This window comes from Tigheibacillus halophilus (assembly GCF_042683165.1).
Lineage (GTDB): Bacteria > Bacillota > Bacilli > Bacillales > Amphibacillaceae > Tigheibacillus > Tigheibacillus halophilus.
Genome location: NZ_JBHUIZ010000003.1, coordinates 571,165 through 588,112, shown reverse-complemented (window position 1 = coordinate 588,112; position 16,948 = coordinate 571,165). Strand labels below are relative to the sequence as shown.

Genomic DNA, 16,948 nt, shown 5'->3' with positions numbered 1-16,948 from the left:
TTTGAGCTTTGTTAAACCTGACTGTTTCTCCATGCGAGTAATTGTTGGTGTTCTTCTACGGTTAATTGCTTATCTGCAAGCATATACGCCAGCAGCTGATCAAATTTCGCAATAGTATACCATGGAAGGCTTGCCCTTGCAAAATTTGCCGTTGCTTTTTCCAAGCCATATGTAAAAATTGCAAACACACCAAGAACCTCCGCACCGGCTTCTCTCAATGCCTCTGAAACCTTGATGGAGGAAGTACCAGTTGATATTAAATCTTCAACAGCAAGCACCTTTTGACCAGGCTTGACAATACCTTCGATTTGCTTTCCTTTACCGTGCTTTTTTGCTTCAGACCTGACATAAACCAAAGGCAATTCCAATACATCCGCAAGCCAGGCAGCGTGAGGGACGCCGGCAGTCGCACATCCAGCGATGATATCTGGTTCCCATTCAGCATCCTTTAGCATCCGCACAAAACTTTCGGTGATTTTCCTGCGTAGTCGCGGGTATCCCATCGTTAATCTATTATCACAATATATCGGGGCCTTTATACCTGAAGTCCATGTGAACCAGTCTGATGGATTGATTTGTACTGCCTTAATTTCCAGTAAGCCTTTTTCGATTGCTTGATTATCATGCATTAGCCATTTCCTCCAACACGTTTTCATATGCTTTTTTCGGGTCTGATGCCTTGGTAACACTTCTTCCAATTACCAAAATGTCCGCTCCGTTACGTATCGCTTCACTCGGAGTTGCCACACGTTTTTGATCATTATTATGTAAACGGTCGAGGCGAATCCCTGGTGTCACTGTCAGAAAGTCATTGGAGCATGCTTGTTTGATGGCTGCCGCTTCATTGACTGCACAGACAACTCCATCTGCTCCGCTGTTTTTCGCTACTTGTGCAAGATGGACAGCCTCCTCTTTCACATTGCCAGCCATATGAAGTTCCAAATGCAACATCTGATTATCCATCGAAGTAAGAATAGTGACCGCAATCAATTTTGCCCCTGGCTGAGCGCCTTGATTGAATGCTGCTTTTGCATTTCTGATCATTTCACTTCCTCCGAGTGTATGAACAGTAACCATATTGACACCCAGGTTGGCCAGATTGTGCATGGCATTGGCCACTGTTGTCGGAATATCATGCAGCTTTAAATCCAAAAATACCGGGTGCCCGTCCTCCTTCAGCCGTTGGATGACATGAACTCCTTCCTTATAAAAAAGTTCCATGCCTACTTTAACAGGTACGCCTCTCAAATCATTTCTATGTAAAAAGCTATCTGTTTCTGTCCAATCCGGAAAATCCAGAGCCAAGTATACGGATCGTTTCATTGTATATTCCCCTTTCCAATCGCTTCGGTTACGGAAGTGAATCCATATGTCTTTAATACGGCAGGTAATGCCTTAATGATTTGCCGGCATATAAACGGGTTCTGAAAATTTGCGGTACCTATTGCCACTGCACTCGCACCGGCAAGCAAAAATTCCAGCACATCTTCTGCACTTGTAATACCTCCAACCCCAATAATCGGAATATCGACGACTTTTTTCACATCATAAACCATCCTTACCGCGAGCGGTTTGATGGCGGCCCCTGATAGACCGCCAGTGACATTGGCAAGCAACGGTTTTCGTTTCACAAGATCAAATTGCATCCCTGTAAAAGTATTGATGAGTGATAAGCCGTCGGCGCCGGCCTCTGCCACAGCAAGCGCCATTTTGCTGATGTCAGTGACATTCGGTGATAGTTTTACATACACCGGTTTATCACTGATATGTTTGACCGCTCTTGTTACCTCTGCCGCCATAGCTGGATTATTGCCAAATTGCATTCCTCCTTCTTTCACATTTGGACAAGAAATATTCAGCTCAAGTGCATCCACTTCAGCCGACCGGTTGAACGCTTCTGCAACTGCTTCATATTCTTCATGCGTGCTGCCGGCAATGTTAGCGAGGATACAGGTATCGAACCCAGCCAGAAAAGGAACTTCTTCATCGATGATCCGCTCAACTCCAGGGTTTTGCAGACCGATTGCGTTAAGCATTCCACATGGCGTTTCTGCAACTCTTGGTGTTTGATTCCCCAATCTAGGCTTAGCAGTCGCTGCTTTCATAATGACTGCCCCAAGCTCGCCAAGATCAAAAAATTCACTGTATTCCCTGCCGAATCCAAAACAGCCTGAAGCAGGCATGACTGGATTTTTTAATTTCAGTCCGGGCAATTCAATTTCCAAATTCATCACAGGCTCACCTCTCCCGTTGAAAAGACCGGACCATCCCGGCAAATTTTTTTATAGCCTTTCCCGTTATTCGCGGGAATCATACAAGCAAGACAAGCCCCTACACCGCACCCCATCCGTTCCTCTACAGATAGGTAGCCTTTTATGCCATCCAATCGTACAGTAAGCACTTTGAGCATCTGGACCGGGCCACACCCGTAAAATGTATTTATTTTTTGTTTTGGCGGCAAATGGTCCGTTATATAGCCGCCTACCCCTTGCGAGCCATCATTGGTGACAATTTGTGTTTGGCATATGCTTTGGAACTTCTCCTCATAAAAAACATAGTCCCTTGACTGGAATCCCAAAACCGCAACCATACGACAGTTTTTATCAGCCAGATTTTTAGCAAGAAAATGAATCGGGGGGACACCTATCCCCCCGCCAGCCAAAAGGATGGTGCTATTTTCTCCCACTTGCAAATCAAAACCATTGCCTTGTGGACCAATGACATCGAGGTATGTGCCGACGGTGAATTCCGACAGCCGGCTTGTGCCCTTCCCGATTACTTTAAATAGAATCGTCACTGTGCCCTGGCTGCCATTTGTATCAGCTATCGAAATTGGTCTGCGCAAGGTATTTCCAGGGATGGCTATGTGCAGAAATTGTCCTGGTATGGCGTTCCTGGCAATAAATTGATTCAAGAGCACCATCTCGATGGTATCCTTGGCAATCCACCTTTTCTCTTCAATAACCACTCTTTGTATTTTTTTCACAGATGTACCACTTCCCTATCCTGTATCTGCAAGACTTCTCGGCCAAGCAGTTTACTATATGCTAGTGCTGTATCTACAGAAGTCATACATAGAACACCTAGTTCCACAGCCTTTCTGCCAATTTCAAAAAAGGTGTTTTCCGCCTGGTTTGCATGTTCGTCATCAAAAACTATCAAACCGATTTCATCTTTTTCAAGCAGATGAATGATATGTTCCGTTCTCACAGTGTCTGCCTGGATACCTTTATTTTTCAGGCAAACAGCAGTTCCTTCAGCAGCCAAAATTTGCTTTCCATGTGCTATCAAATTTTCTGCAATACTGACGATTTGCGGTTCGTCGTTTTCCGTAACAGCTAGCAGCACCTTTTCCCCTTTCATTTCCGGCAGGCCAGCTGCTAATAGACCTTTGCTTAAAGCATCTTCCGCATCATTTGCCATTCCAATCACTTCACCCGTCGATTTCATTTCCGGTCCAAGCGTTACATGGACGTTTTTCAGTTTCGTGAATGAAAACACTGGAACCTTTACTGCAACAGACTTTATTTCAGGCAACAATCCTGACGAATAGCCTTTTTCGTCAAGCAACTGCCCTGCCAGGCAATTTGTGGCAAGCTTTGCCATATTCACCCCAGTCAGTTTGCTTAAAAAAGGTATTGTTCTGCTCGATCTCGGGTTCACTTCCAGTACAAACACTTCATTATTTTTTACGATGAATTGTATATTTATCAATCCGATTATCGGCAGTGCTGAAGCGATTTTGATAGTCGCATCTACAATTTTTTGTTTGCTTGCTTTGCTGATTCTTTGTGGAGGGAAAACAGCAATGGAATCTCCCGAGTGGATTCCCGGCCTTTCTAGATGTTCCATGATGCCTGGTATGACAGTCGTCTTTCCGTCACTGACAGCATCTATCTCCACTTCGATTCCAGTAATGTATTTGTCTATCAAAACAGGGTGGCAGTCTTGTACGGAACTATTTTTATGCAAATATGCTTCCAGCTGTTTTTGATTGTGGATCAAAGCCATCCTGCTTCCACCGATTACATAGGAAGGACGAACCAATATTGGATAACCCAGCTGATCTGCAGCTTTGAAGACATCTGACTGATTGGTGACACTTACACCCGAAGGATGTTGCAGATCCAAATCATCCAGCAGCTGTTCAAATTGCTGGCGATTTTCTGCTCGATCAATCGCTTGCAAATCTGTTCCCAAAATATTTACGCCTCTTGCTTCAAGACCGGCGGCAAGATTGATAGCTGTTTGGCCTCCAAATTGTACGACAACCCCCAGCGGTCTTTCTTTATCAATGACATGCATCACATCCTCCAGTGTCAGCGGCTCAAAATACAATTTATCAGATATACTGAAGTCAGTGGAAACTGTTTCCGGATTATTATTAATGATGATTGCTTCGTAGCCCATGTCCTGTATAGCATTGATCGAGTGAACCGTCGCATAATCAAATTCTACTCCTTGCCCAATCCTGATCGGACCGGACCCAATCACGATAATTTTCTTTTTTTCCAGTCCAGGCTTTTTCTTTTCGGCATGCAGGAAAGTACTATAAAAATATGGTGTCTTTAAGGCATCGCTTGCTTCGAATGTATGTACAAGATCAAACATAGGAAGCATGTGGTTATTTTTGCGCAGCTGATATATTTTTTCCTCCGTTTCACCCCAACATCTGGAAACTGTTTCGTCTGAAATTCCCATTCTTTTGGCTTGTTGCAAATAGTCGATCGATAATGGATTATTAGCTAATACTTTCTCCAGATGAACCAGGTTTTGAATACATTCCAGGAAGTAGTGGTCTATCTGCGTGAGGTCATGCACCTCCCCAACGTCCACACCCTTTCGAAATGCTTGCGCGATTACATATATTCTTTCATCGTCGGCCTTTTGCAATCTGTCCTTGAGTACCTCTATTCCTGTTTCCCTTAAACTGTCAAGGGTTAAATCGTGCGCGGTGTACTCCAGAGAACGCAGTCCTTTCAGCAATGATTCTGAAAAACTTTTTCCAATCGCCATGATTTCTCCGGTTGCTTTCATTTGTGTCTGCAATGTACGATCCGCTTCAGTGAATTTATCATAAGCGAATCTTGGCAGTTTGGTAACGATGTAATCCAATTCCGGTTCTGCATATGCGTACGCGATTTTCGTTTTCCGATCCACAATCTTATCAAGAGAAAGACCCATCGCAATCTTTGCTGATATTTTCGCTATTGGATACCCGGTAGCTTTGGAAGCCAACGCTGAGGACCTGGAGACACGTGGATTAACTTCAATCACATAGTACTGACGGTTATATGGATGTAAAGCCAATTGGACATTGCAAGCACCCTCGATTTCCAGCGCGCTCACAATCCGCAATGCTGCTGACCGGAGCATTTCCAGTTCTTCTTTGTCCAGTGTCTGGATAGGAGCTACAACAATTGAATCACCAGTATGAATACCCACTGGATCCACATTTTCCATGCCGCACACAATCACTGATTGATTTTTTTGATCTCGTACAACTTCGAATTCAATTTCTTTATAACCAGCGATGCTTTTTTCCAACAGACACTGACCGACTGCGGATAGTGATATACCCGCCTTGACAGTACGAACCAGCTCTTTCTCATCTGCACAGATTCCGCCCCCTGTCCCACCTAAAGTATATGCGGGCCGTACCATGACTGGATAACCGTTTTCTTCTGCAAAGATCAAAGCCTGATCAACTGATGTGACAATACTGCTTTCAGGTACAGGTTCCCCCAGACGGTACATCAATGTTCTAAATTTTTCCCTGTCTTCTGCGTTTTGGATTGCTGTCAAAGAAGTCCCTAAAAGTTTCACCTGATTTTTTTCCAATACTCCTGCCTTGTGAAGTTCCATTGCCAAATTAAGTGCTGTTTGACCTCCAAATGAAGCCAAAATAGCATCTGGCTGCTCTCTTTCAATGATTTTTTCCAGAAATGGAACTGTCAGAGGCTCCATGTAGACTACATCCGCAATCGTATCATCCGTCATAATCGTTGCTGGATTGGAGTTAGCCAGAATAACCTGATAGCCTTCCTCCTTCAGTGACTGGCACGCCTGCGTGCCTGAATAATCAAATTCTGCTGCCTGACCGATAACGATAGGACCAGAACCAATCACAAAAACTTTTCTAATGGATTTTTTTTCTGCATGCATGTTATCTCCACCCCTTTAGGTATGATTATATTGTATAATTATAAATATAATGGAATAATTATGCAATATGTGATTTTAGAGATTTTTATATACTATTTCGCCGCCAAAAACAGTCAATTTTGGTATCCCGTATATCTTCCAGCCTTCAAATGGGGTGTTTTTGCCTTTAGAAAAAAAAGTATCTTTATTAATCGTACTGGAGTGATCCAGGTCTATTAGTGTCAAATCCGCAATATTCGCGGTTTCAAGCTTTCCATAAGAAAGACCGAAAACCGTCGCAGGTTTTATGGTCAGCCAATCTATCAACTGAGATAATGATGCCTTATTTGTTCTGACAAGGTATGTATAAAGCAATGGAAAAGCTGTTTCCAGCCCTACAATACCGAAAGGTGCCTCCAAAAAACCTTTTGCTTTTTCTTCTTCTGCATGTGGAGCATGATCTGTGGCGATAAAATCGATTGTGCCATCCAACAGACCATCCAGCAGTGCCTGACTGTCAGCTATGCTCCTCAGTGGCGGATTCATCTTGAAATTAGCATCTCCCTCTAAAATATCTTCCTCATTCAGCAATAGATGATGGGGCGTCACTTCAGCACTTACCTTGATTCCAGCACGCTTTGCGTCCCGGATCACACGTACAGACTCCTTTGTACTTACGTGGCAGACGTGGTAATGGCAACCCGACTCCTCCGCTAATAGAACGTCCCTGGCTATTTGAACCGATTCTGTAACAGATGTGATACCAGGCAAGTTGAATTTTTCGCTGGCCCTGCCTTGATGGATGACACCACCATGCAATAGACTGTTATCCTCACAATGGGCAACAACGGCCTTTTTCGCCCTGGCCGCCTCCTGCATTGCAAGCAGCATTTGGTCAGCTGACTGAATTCCGACACCGTCATCTGTAAAAGCAAATGTATCGAGTTTAGAAAGTTCCCGGATGGGAGAAAGCTCCCTTCCTTGCAGATCTTTTGTAATAGAGGCATAGGGCAATACACGAACCTTCGCATGTTCTGCTATCCTGCCAAGCAACTCTTCCATGCTGACTACGCTATCAGGGACTGGTGCCGTATTCGGCATAGCGCAAATTGTGGTAAAGCCCCCACGAGCCGCGGCTTTCGTGCCTGATGCAATTGTTTCCTTATGCTCCCCGCCCGGTTCACGTAGATGAACGTGAACATCAATAAAACCGGGAACAAGCAAATTCTTCTTACAATCGACAACATGATCAGCAGCCTTTTCACTCAGCTCTGCTTCTATTTCTTTGATCAATCCTTCCTCGATCAGTACATCATAGGCTTGCAATTGCCCTGTGGGCGCTATTTGCCTCGTGTTCTTCAAAAGCAGTCGCATGGCTAATCCTCCATTCTTCCATCATTTTTGTGATAATGGCCATCCTCGTATATACACCGTTCTCCATTTGCTTAAATATGCGGGAACGCTGACATTCCACCAGTTCTGTATCAATCTCCACATCCCGGTTGATTGGTGCCGGGTGCATAATGATCGCTTGCTTTTTCATCTGTTTTTCTCTGGCTTTAGTTAAACCATAATCTTCTAGATAAGAAGATGTTTGCCAATGACTTTCATGCCGCTCGTGCTGGATACGCAGCAACATCACTACATCACAATCATTTACAGCTTCATCTATCGTAATGTAAGGTATTGGCAAGGATAAATCCTCGAACCCCGGTGCCGCGCACATGTAGACTTCAGCGCCCATTCGCTGCAGCACCTCCGCATTGGAATGTGCTACACGGCTATGGGCAATATCTCCGCATATAGCAATCTTTAAATCTTGAAAATGGCCAAATTCTTGATAGATTGTAAGCAAATCCAGTAATCCCTGTGTCGGATGCTCCACCTTCCCTGCTCCACCGTTTATCAGAGGTATGCCTATACCATTACGAAGCCCGTCTGCCCAATGATCATCCGGATGTCTGATAATAAGTAAATCTGCTCCGATTGCCTCCATTGTTTTTGCCGTATCGTATAGCGTTTCTCCCTTCTTGACACTGGAAGTATCCACATCAAATTCCAATACATTCATACCAAGCTTATGTTGGGCCATCATAAAGCTATTCTTTGTTCTAGTGCTTGGTTCGTAAAATAAATTTGCAGCATAGCTATCTTTGAAAGAAGGTGCACCCCCTCGTTTAAAATGATTGGCTAAGTCCAGCATCTCCATGATTTCCTTTACTGAAAATTGGTGAAGCGATTCAAAATGTCTCATCATTTTATCCCTCCATTTTTGTAAAGGCCGCTATCTTTGAATAAAAAAACCTCTTTGCATCGGCCGCAAAGAGGTTTGAACGCCAAAACACGCGCATCAAAACTGAGCGACCTTGTGAACCTCTCTGGATTCATTTAAAGGTCAAGCTATTTTCATTTTTTAACTGCTTTTTTTTCGTACTGCCTCGCTTCCTATCTGCATAAGTTAGTACATCCATATACATACCTGTAAATCTGCAGGTGTTTGGAAACGCATCCTTTTATGTTCTTTCAAATAAGTCGACCTGTTCCGCCTGATCGGTCTCATCCAACTGAACCATAACAATCTCTTTATCAGATGTCGGGATATTCTTGCCAACGAAATCAGCACGTATCGGTAGTTCCCGGTGTCCTCTATCGATAAGAACAGCTAATTGTATAGCAGAGGGCCGGCCAATATCCATCACCGCATCCATCGCAGCCCGCACCGTCCTGCCAGTGAACAATACATCATCTACAAGAACGACTTTCTTTTGGCCGATATCTACGGGGATATTTTTATCCTTGATTTCCGGCTCATCCTGCGCAACTGCCTTTTCAAGATCATCACGGTAGAGCGTAATGTCCAATTCTCCAATAGGAACCGTCATGTTTTCAATCCTTTTTATTTTCTCCTGGAGCCGCTGGGCAAGCGGGATGCCTCTTGTTTTAATACCGACCAGGACAATATCGTCCCCACCCTTGTTTTTTTCCAAAATCTCATGAGCGATTCTCGTTAATGCGCGATTGATCGCGGCCTGGTCAAGTAAGTTGGTCTTTTTCTTCAATATTATCTCCTCAATTCCCAGTTATTCCATTTTGCAAGAAAGCATTCCTCTGCAAAATGAAAGACTCCTTTTCCCGTAAGAGAGATAAGGAGCCTGCTACATAAACATAGATTCCGCCTCCTTTTTAGTCTCTCAGGACTATCTTAAAGGATCCTAATTCATTTTTTTCATTATGTCAAAGATATTCCTTAGTGTCAAGACATCTTCTTTATAATTGTCAATGTATCCCGAAATATTTCGGGAGCCTCCGCTTCGAAATGCAGAAATTCACCTGTCGCTGGATGTCTGAAGCCTAAAACCTTTGCATGCAATGCCTGTCCAGCCACATCCAAGGTTTTACGTGGGCCATATTTAGGATCTCCTACTAACGGATGGCCAATATAATTCATGTGTACCCTTATCTGATGCGTACGGCCAGTTTCCAAACGGCATTCAATATGGCTGTAGTTTCGAAAGCGTTCCAATACTTTGAAATGTGTCTGCGCCTCCTTGCCGTTTTCGATTACCGCCATTCTTTGCCGGTTGTTTGGGTCTCTTCCAATTGGTGCATCAATTAGTCCCGTATCATGCGCTAGCTCCCCATGAATTATTGCTTCATACTTTCTTTCGACATCTTTATTTGCTAGCTGTTCACTAAGACTCGTGTGGGCGCCATCATTTTTTGCAGCAACCAGTAAGCCGCTTGTATCTTTATCGATACGATGAACAATACCTGGACGCGACACACCGTTAATACCTGATAAGTCATTACAATGAAAAAGCAATGCATTCACCAGTGTATGTCCATAATGCCCAGCTGCAGGATGAACAACCATTCCCTTTGGTTTATTGATAACTATCAAATCACTATCCTCGTAAACGATATCCAAAGGTATGTCTTCCGGTTCGATTTCCGGTTCTTCTGTTTCCGGAATTGTCCAGGTGATTCGGTCCCCTGGAACGCATTTATAGTTCGCCTTCACCTGTTTACCGTTTACAGTCACCATTTCCTTGTCGATCCAGGTCTGTACTTGGGACCTGGAGACATCAGGAAGAATTTCTGCTAACAGCTTGTCAATCCGCTTTTTTGCGTTTTCTTCAGCTACTTCATATACAGCCGTCTCAACCATTTAAGCCAATCCTTTCTTTTTCCCTTTCCATTCATCAATAATTGTAGCTATAATAATGAAACCGACGCCAATGCAAAGAGATGAATCGGCAACATTGAATATCGGGAAATCATAGTTAAAAATATAAAAATGGAGAAAATCCACCACCTCATTGCGAAAAATCCGGTCAATGAAGTTTCCAATCGCTCCTCCCAGAATAAGACTTAGCCCGATTCCAAGCCATATACTTTCTTTAGCATATTTCTGTATGAAATATACAACCCCGATAATGACAATCAGCGTCACGAAATAGAAAAAAATCATTTGCTCTTGCAGAATTCCCCACGCTGCACCTTTGTTGCGAGATGATGTGATAAAGAAAAAATTTTCAATGACCGGGATACTCTCGTACAAATCCATTGTTTTGACAATGACCCATTTTGTTAACTGATCCAGTGCGATAACGATGATAGCAATCAAATAATACAGAAACATTCGTTTTCCTCCGATATGTAAATTCTAATCACTTGGGTTTATTTTATCATATTTTAAACGCTTGTTGCCGAAAACACGGGATATATTTGTCCATCCCACACAAACCAGGAACCATATCCTTCGAAAAGATGTTTTTTACACTTTTCCGGCCAATAATGAACCCGCCGGAACCTTCCGGCGGGTTATACATGACTTGTTATTTATCATAATGTTCGCTGACAACTTCTGCACAGCGTTCACAAAGCGTTGGATGGTTATGATCTGTTCCTACACTATCAGATGACACCCAACAACGTTCACATTTTTCTCCTGGATGTTTTTCAACTTTCACTGCAGTGTGCCGGTACTTTTCGGCTTTTTCGTCTTTATCAGCAATGGCAGCTTCTGAAACGATTAACAGCTGATGAAAGTGATCCATTTGTGTTAATACACTTTTTGTTTCCTCATCCTCGGGAACTATGGTAATTTTTGCCTCAAGCGATTTCCCGATGATCTTCTCCACTCTGGCTTCTTCCAAAGCTTTCAAAACATCGTCACGGACTTCCATGAAATGGCGCCATTTTTCTTGCATCTGTTGCGTGAAGCCCTCTACTTCCCGAGCCTTAGGCATATCTGTCAGCTGGACGCTTTCTTCTTCAACACCTGGGATATATTCCCAAACTTCATCCGTAGTATGCGGAATGATAGGTGTCAACAATTTCACCAATGTGACCAAAATTTCATAGTAAGCAGTCTGGATGCTTCGGCGTCGTTTGTTATCAGGTGCTTCAATGTACAACACATCCTTGGCAAAATCAAGGTAGAAAGAGCTCAGGTCTTCCGTACAGAAATTATGAATACGGTGAAAAATTGGTGAGAATTCATACCGGTCATAACTTTCATGCACATCTCTAACGAGCTGCTGCAATCGATGCAACATAAACAAGTCAATTTCTTCCATATCCTTAGCTGCAAGTGCGTCTTTCTTCGAATTGAAATCATCCAAGTTGCCAAGCATAAATCTAAATGTATTACGGATTTTCCGGTACGCTTCAGATGTCTGTTTTAAAATATCATCAGAGATACGCATATCAGCCTGGTAATCGACAGAAGCCACCCATAAACGCAGGATATCCGCCCCAAGTTGCTTGAGCACTTTTGAAGGAACGATGACATTACCAAGAGATTTACTCATTTTTCTGCCCTGGCCATCCATAGTGAATCCATGGCTGATGACCGTTTTGTACGGCGCTTTTCCAGTAACTGCGACAGCAGTGGACAACGAAGAGTTAAACCAACCGCGATATTGGTCGCTTCCTTCCAAATATACATCTGCAGGTCGGCGCAATTCTTCCCTGCCTTGCAGCACAGCTTCATGTGAGGAACCGGAATCAAACCAAACGTCCATGATATCTTGTTCTTTCGTGAAATGGCCGTTCGGGCTATGTTTTGATGTAAATCCTTCTGGCAACAAGTCTTTTGCTTCACGTTCGAACCAAACATTGGAACCAAATTCCGCAAACAGACCTGAAACATGTTCAATCGTCTCATCTGTGATAATCGGCGTACCATCTTCACCATAAAATACCGGAATTGGCACACCCCATGCACGCTGTCTGGAGATACACCAGTCTTCACGGTCGCGCACCATATTATACAATCTTGTTTCTCCCCACTTCGGATACCAATTCACCTGTTTGATCTCATCCAGAATTTCTTGTCGAAAATCTTTAATGGATGCAAACCACTGTGAGGTCGCCCGGAAAATAGTCGGTTTTTTTGTACGCCAATCATGAGGATAGGAGTGCGTGATGAATTTTAGCTTCAGCAAAGCACCCGTTTCTTCTAATTTTTCTGTAATAGGTTTATTGGCTTTATCATAAAAGAGACCGGTGAATCCTGGCGCTTCCTCCGTCATGACACCTTTTTCGTCTACTGGACAAAATGCATTGATACCATAACTTTTGCAAACATAAAAATCGTCTTCCCCGTGTCCGGGCGCTGTATGGACACAGCCGGTACCTGCTTCAGTCGTAACATGTTCACCCATCATTACCAAGGAATCACGATCATAAAACGGATGCTTTGCAGTGATTCTGTCTGCTTCGGCGCCTTTAAAGGTTTGAACAACTTCATAATTTTCCCATTCAAGCTCCTGAACAACATTCTCTAAAAGTGCCTGTGCGACCACAAATCGATTTCCATTTACTTGGACAACCACATATTCCAAGTCGGGATGGAGGCTGATTCCTAAATTGGCAGGGATCGTCCAAGGGGTTGTCGTCCAAATGATGAATTTATCACCTTCTTGCAGCAGACCTTTGCCATCATTAACCGCAAACGCTACATAAATGGAAGGTGACCGTTTATCTTGATACTCGATTTCTGCTTCAGCCAATGCAGACTCTGAAGACGGCGACCAGTATACCGGCTTTAGACCTTTATAAATGTATCCTTTCTCCGCCATGGAACCAAATACTCTTATTTGGGCCGCTTCATAATCCTTCTTCAACGTGATATAAGGATTTTCCCAATCTGCTCTGACACCGAGTTCTTTGAATTGTTCACGCTGGGTTTCCACTTGTTTCATGGCATATTCAGCACATTTCTGTCTAAACTCCGCTATGCTCATTTTTTTGCGATCCACTTTTTTATTCTTGGTCAAAGCCGTTTCAATCGGCAGACCGTGCGTATCCCACCCCGGCACATAGGGTGCATAATACCCTGACATGGATTTATAGCGTGTAATGAAGTCCTTCAAAATCTTATTCAAGGCATGACCAATATGGAGATCACCATTTGCATACGGTGGCCCGTCATGCAAAATAAAGGTTGGTCTGCCCTTTGTCCGTTCCAAATCTTTTTCATACACGTTATTTTCTGTCCAATGTTCTCTACGTTTCGGTTCCTTGTTTGGCAGGTTGCCACGCATTGGAAATGCCGTTTTTGGCATCAATAATGTCTCTTTGTAATCCACTATTCTTCCTCCTTGGTCGGTATTTAACCGATATATGATTAGAAAATCTCGACCTGTATCATGATAGGGCAGCAGAGCACATGAAATTTGCCTATCAAAAAAAGCCTTCCATCCCTGGTAAGGGACGAGAAGACTCGCGGTACCACCCTTATAAATTCGAATCATCCGATCGAATTCACTCAAATATTCTTAACGCGAATGAAACGTCCTCCATTACTTAGTCTACTTTGTCAAAAACTGTTCACGGGGAAATTCGGGAGTGATGGTTTCAAAAGCATTTCTGTATCGGGCTCACACCATCCCCAACTCGCTGTTCAGATTTGTCTTCAAACGTCTCCGTCTTCATATTTATCATATTTAGCCGGCTATTGTTGTATCTATGTGTTAAGATTATATGCAAAAAAATATATCAAGTCAAGTCTATGCCTTGGTTTCGACCATTTCAACTTCTTCATCAAAATCTGTATCAAGTACTTTTTCCCAATCATCATTGTCAATCAGATCAAGCTGAGCCTCTACAAGCATTTTCAATCTGGTTCTGAACACCTTGGCTTGTTTCTTCAGCTCTTCAACTTCCATACTGATTCGGCGTGATTTACTTAGCGCCTCATTGATAATGCGATCAGCATTTTTTTCCGCTTCTTTAATAATAAGCTTCGATTCCTTTGCGGCGTTTCCCTTGACTTCTTCAGCTGTTTCCTGTGCAACCAGGATTGATTTATTCAACGTCTCTTCAATATTCGTAAAATGCCCGAGTCTTTCGGTCAATTGCGCAACCTTGGCATCCAGTTCTTTATTTTCACGAATAACAGTTTCATAGTCTTTAATTACCTGATCAAGAAACCCGTTTACTTCATCTTCGTCATAACCTCTGAAACCTCTGTTAAATTCTTTATTGTGAATTTCTAATGGTGATAATGGCATCTCGCCACCTCCTGACATTTTTTTACATTTTACCATATTACAAACATTCTTTTACAACTTCTTACAGTATGTACCAACTATTTCAAGGTGGCTACAACCACTTTGAATTTATCTTTTTTTGTTTTACCTTCAATTTTCACTAATTTGCTTCTGCCTTTTGAACGGACAGAGATGATATCCTGTTCGCACACCTGAAATTTCACATCTTCTACAAGCTTGAAATTAACTTTCACTGCTTGTTTTTTAATATAATCTGAAGCTTCTTTGCGCGACACATGATAGATTTCCTTCAGCACCGTGTCAAGGCGCAAGGAAGAAACAGTCCTGCCCATTTCGTTCCAGACAGAAGGCTGTTCACGATATGCCGACAATGGCTTTTCCTCCATGCTGATCTTCATGCGCTTCACTGTTGTCATCTGAAGTACGACAAATTTTGCAATTTCATCAGCGACAATCATTTGAATCAGCCCATTAGACACTTGTATATCTCCGAGCTTGTCACGTTTAAGTCCTAATGAAATAAATGTACCTAATACATCGCGATGTGTCAATGTAGAGAATTTTTCCTGATAAGAAGCTTGAAGCAAACAAAGACCGAAGTCTTCCTGCTGCACCTGTTCATAAAACGGGGTGATGAGCGCTCGCTGCCTTTCGCTATGACGGCCGCCACCGAATTGCCATACCTTTACATCATCATTCTTGCCTGTAAGGCTGTCAACGATAAATTGCTGCCGAGGGTCAAGAAAATCCGTCAATTTATTTCTGTAGGACCGGTTCACATCATCTTTCCATGAAAGCACCTGATCAATGAAAGCATGTTCTTCTTTACGAAAGTGCTGATATATATCCATTTATTTTTGTTGCTCCCTTAAAACATATAACCCAATGTCCGTAATCCGCTCTGTGCCAATTGCAGCACAATGATAGCGACGAGCGGTGATATATCCAGCATACCGATTGGCGGAATGATTCTGCGAAACGGTTCCAAGTATGGCTCGCTCAACTTGGCGAATATTCCGCCAAAAGCGGATTCTCTTGCGCCAGGAAACCAGGACATGAGAATGTATATGATCAAAACGAAACTGTAAACATTCAAGGCAGTTTCCAGGATTCTGAATAACTCGTACATGCTTTATTACCATCCTTTATTGTAATCTACATGGTCTTCAATGGATTCTGTGATTGTACCGGAAATTTCCAGGTTATCGGGGGCACATAGAAAAGTTTCGCTGCTCAGTTTTTGCATCATGCCGTCGACAGCATAAATCGTCCCGCTTAAAAAATCTAACACCCTTTTGGCTTCTATATTGTCCAGCCGTTTCAAATTCACGACTACAGCTCGCCTATTAACGATATTGTCGGCTATTTCCTGAGCCTCACCATATGTTCTGGGTTCACATAACACGATCTTTACATTTTGCTGCTGTACACTGGCAAGATTGACTACATTTCTTTTCTGTTTTGCAGCGACTGGTGCATAATCCTCTTCTTTCTGATCATCATTTTCCTCAATGTACTCGTATTCATCATCCATTGTGAAATATGATTTCAGCTTGTTCTTAATGCTCATTCGATTTCACCTCGCTAATTGGTTTTCCAGATGACACTAGCCCACTAAATCCGTACCAATGCGTATATGTGTCGCTCCTTCTTCAATTGCTATTTCATAATCATTGCTCATTCCCATAGATAAAAATCTGCATGGGGCGTGACTATGCCCCTGTTCTTTTACTGCATCCCTCAGTTCCCGCAATTCGCGGAACACATTGCGAATAACCTGTTCATTTTCTGTCAAAGGAGCCATGGTCATCAACCCGGCGATTCGCACATGTTCATACTGACGAATGTCTGCGATGAATTGCATCAGTTCCTCTTTCATTAAACCGTGCTTGCTTTCTTCGCCACTTACATTGACTTGGATAAAACAGTCAACTGGACGGTCAATCCGCTTATTGATTTCCTTTGCAAGAGACATTCTGTCCAAAGAATGAACCATATCCACTTTGTCAATAACGTCTTTTACCTTCCTTGTTTGCAGACTTCCAATGAAGTGCCAGCACACATCTTCATCCTGAAAATGCTGGTATTTATCCAAAAAACCTTCCAGACGATTCTCACCCAGATTTTTGATGCCTGCATTAATCGTTTCCTCTGTTCGTTCTATTGTAACATATTTTGTCACACCGATGATGACAATATCTTCTTTGTTTCGATTGCTTCTGTCACAAGCTGCTTCGATTCTGCTGCGAATATTTGCTAAGTTCGTTGCTACTTCCATTCTT

Annotated in this window: 16 protein-coding genes and 1 other annotated feature; all 16 genes read right to left on the bottom strand. The window is 42.9% G+C overall.

The features are described 5' to 3' along the window. Positions 1 to 11 precede the first annotated feature (11 nt). Positions 12 to 629, bottom strand: coding sequence for an orotate phosphoribosyltransferase (gene pyrE, locus ACFSMW_RS03455; protein WP_390353037.1), 618 nt, complete (start codon positions 627 to 629; stop codon positions 12 to 14). Beyond that, positions 622 to 1,323 (bottom strand): orotidine-5'-phosphate decarboxylase, encoded by a 702-nt coding sequence (gene pyrF, locus ACFSMW_RS03450; RefSeq protein WP_390353035.1) that lies wholly within the window; start codon positions 1,321 to 1,323, stop codon positions 622 to 624. The genes pyrE and pyrF overlap by 8 nt, the downstream gene beginning before the upstream one ends. Further along, positions 1,320 to 2,231, bottom strand: a complete 912-nt coding sequence (locus ACFSMW_RS03445; protein ID WP_390353033.1) for a dihydroorotate dehydrogenase — start codon at positions 2,229 to 2,231, stop codon at positions 1,320 to 1,322. The genes pyrF and ACFSMW_RS03445 overlap by 4 nt, the downstream gene beginning before the upstream one ends. Next, positions 2,231 to 2,986, bottom strand: a complete 756-nt coding sequence (locus tag ACFSMW_RS03440; protein WP_390353031.1) for a dihydroorotate dehydrogenase electron transfer subunit — start codon at positions 2,984 to 2,986, stop codon at positions 2,231 to 2,233. Before ACFSMW_RS03440 ends, ACFSMW_RS03445 begins: the two co-directional genes overlap by 1 nt. After that, complete coding sequence (carB, locus tag ACFSMW_RS03435) at positions 2,983 to 6,165, bottom strand: carbamoyl-phosphate synthase large subunit (RefSeq protein WP_390353029.1); 3,183 nt, start codon at positions 6,163 to 6,165, stop codon at positions 2,983 to 2,985. Before carB ends, ACFSMW_RS03440 begins: the two co-directional genes overlap by 4 nt. A 75-nt stretch (positions 6,166 to 6,240) precedes the next feature. After that, the gene (locus tag ACFSMW_RS03430; RefSeq protein WP_390353027.1) at positions 6,241 to 7,518 is read right to left on the bottom strand and encodes a dihydroorotase; all 1,278 of its coding nucleotides are present in this window, start codon (positions 7,516 to 7,518) and stop codon (positions 6,241 to 6,243) included. Then, the gene (locus ACFSMW_RS03425) at positions 7,457 to 8,398 is read right to left on the bottom strand and encodes an aspartate carbamoyltransferase catalytic subunit (RefSeq protein ID WP_390353906.1); all 942 of its coding nucleotides are present in this window, start codon (positions 8,396 to 8,398) and stop codon (positions 7,457 to 7,459) included. Before ACFSMW_RS03425 ends, ACFSMW_RS03430 begins: the two co-directional genes overlap by 62 nt. 259 nt (positions 8,399 to 8,657) lie before the next feature. Then, on the bottom strand, positions 8,658 to 9,203 hold the full coding sequence (gene pyrR, locus ACFSMW_RS03420; RefSeq protein WP_390353025.1) for a bifunctional pyr operon transcriptional regulator/uracil phosphoribosyltransferase PyrR: 546 nt from the start codon (positions 9,201 to 9,203) through the stop codon (positions 8,658 to 8,660). 194 nt (positions 9,204 to 9,397) lie between these two features. After that, on the bottom strand, positions 9,398 to 10,312 hold the full coding sequence (locus ACFSMW_RS03415) for an RluA family pseudouridine synthase (RefSeq protein ID WP_390353023.1): 915 nt from the start codon (positions 10,310 to 10,312) through the stop codon (positions 9,398 to 9,400). Continuing rightward, positions 10,313 to 10,786 (bottom strand): signal peptidase II, encoded by a 474-nt coding sequence (gene lspA / locus ACFSMW_RS03410; protein WP_390353021.1) that lies wholly within the window; start codon positions 10,784 to 10,786, stop codon positions 10,313 to 10,315. A 196-nt stretch (positions 10,787 to 10,982) separates the two neighbouring features. After that, complete coding sequence (gene ileS / locus ACFSMW_RS03405) at positions 10,983 to 13,742, bottom strand: isoleucine--tRNA ligase (RefSeq protein WP_390353019.1); 2,760 nt, start codon at positions 13,740 to 13,742, stop codon at positions 10,983 to 10,985. 117 nt (positions 13,743 to 13,859) lie between these two features. Then, positions 13,860 to 14,094 (bottom strand) — a binding site (T-box leader). Between the two features lie 68 nt (positions 14,095 to 14,162). Further along, entirely contained in the window at positions 14,163 to 14,666 is a 504-nt protein-coding gene (locus tag ACFSMW_RS03400; RefSeq protein WP_390353017.1) for a DivIVA domain-containing protein, read from the bottom strand. Between the two features lie 77 nt (positions 14,667 to 14,743). Then, the gene (locus tag ACFSMW_RS03395) at positions 14,744 to 15,517 is read right to left on the bottom strand and encodes a YlmH family RNA-binding protein (protein WP_390353015.1); all 774 of its coding nucleotides are present in this window, start codon (positions 15,515 to 15,517) and stop codon (positions 14,744 to 14,746) included. Between the two features lie 17 nt (positions 15,518 to 15,534). Continuing rightward, positions 15,535 to 15,795, bottom strand: a complete 261-nt coding sequence (locus tag ACFSMW_RS03390) for a YggT family protein (RefSeq protein WP_390353014.1) — start codon at positions 15,793 to 15,795, stop codon at positions 15,535 to 15,537. A 6-nt stretch (positions 15,796 to 15,801) separates the two neighbouring features. Next, entirely contained in the window at positions 15,802 to 16,236 is a 435-nt protein-coding gene (locus tag ACFSMW_RS03385; RefSeq protein ID WP_390353012.1) for a cell division protein SepF, read from the bottom strand. Between the two features lie 36 nt (positions 16,237 to 16,272). Continuing rightward, positions 16,273 to 16,944, bottom strand: coding sequence for a YggS family pyridoxal phosphate-dependent enzyme (locus ACFSMW_RS03380; RefSeq protein ID WP_390353010.1), 672 nt, complete (start codon positions 16,942 to 16,944; stop codon positions 16,273 to 16,275). Positions 16,945 to 16,948: the final 4 nt, after the last annotated feature.

Excerpts from the sequence above, each read along its gene's own strand:
- ACFSMW_RS03385 (WP_390353012.1), bottom strand. The coding sequence starts at position 16,236 with ATGAGCATTAAGAACAAGCTGAAATCATATTTCACAATGGATGATGAA.
- ACFSMW_RS03430 (WP_390353027.1), bottom strand. The coding sequence starts at position 7,518 with ATGCGACTGCTTTTGAAGAACACGAGGCAAATAGCGCCCACAGGGCAA.
- ACFSMW_RS03380 (WP_390353010.1), bottom strand. The coding sequence starts at position 16,944 with ATGGAAGTAGCAACGAACTTAGCAAATATTCGCAGCAGAATCGAAGCA.
- pyrF (WP_390353035.1), bottom strand. The coding sequence starts at position 1,323 with ATGAAACGATCCGTATACTTGGCTCTGGATTTTCCGGATTGGACAGAA.
- ACFSMW_RS03445 (WP_390353033.1), bottom strand. The coding sequence starts at position 2,231 with ATGAATTTGGAAATTGAATTGCCCGGACTGAAATTAAAAAATCCAGTC.
- ACFSMW_RS03415 (WP_390353023.1), bottom strand. The coding sequence starts at position 10,312 with ATGGTTGAGACGGCTGTATATGAAGTAGCTGAAGAAAACGCAAAAAAG.
- ACFSMW_RS03425 (WP_390353906.1), bottom strand. The coding sequence starts at position 8,398 with ATGAGACATTTTGAATCGCTTCACCAATTTTCAGTAAAGGAAATCATG.
- ACFSMW_RS03400 (WP_390353017.1), bottom strand. The coding sequence starts at position 14,666 with ATGCCATTATCACCATTAGAAATTCACAATAAAGAATTTAACAGAGGT.
- carB (WP_390353029.1), bottom strand. The coding sequence starts at position 6,165 with ATGCATGCAGAAAAAAAATCCATTAGAAAAGTTTTTGTGATTGGTTCT.
- ACFSMW_RS03395 (WP_390353015.1), bottom strand. The coding sequence starts at position 15,517 with ATGGATATATATCAGCACTTTCGTAAAGAAGAACATGCTTTCATTGAT.
- lspA (WP_390353021.1), bottom strand. The coding sequence starts at position 10,786 with ATGTTTCTGTATTATTTGATTGCTATCATCGTTATCGCACTGGATCAG.
- pyrE (WP_390353037.1), bottom strand. The coding sequence starts at position 629 with ATGCATGATAATCAAGCAATCGAAAAAGGCTTACTGGAAATTAAGGCA.
- ACFSMW_RS03390 (WP_390353014.1), bottom strand. The coding sequence starts at position 15,795 with ATGTACGAGTTATTCAGAATCCTGGAAACTGCCTTGAATGTTTACAGT.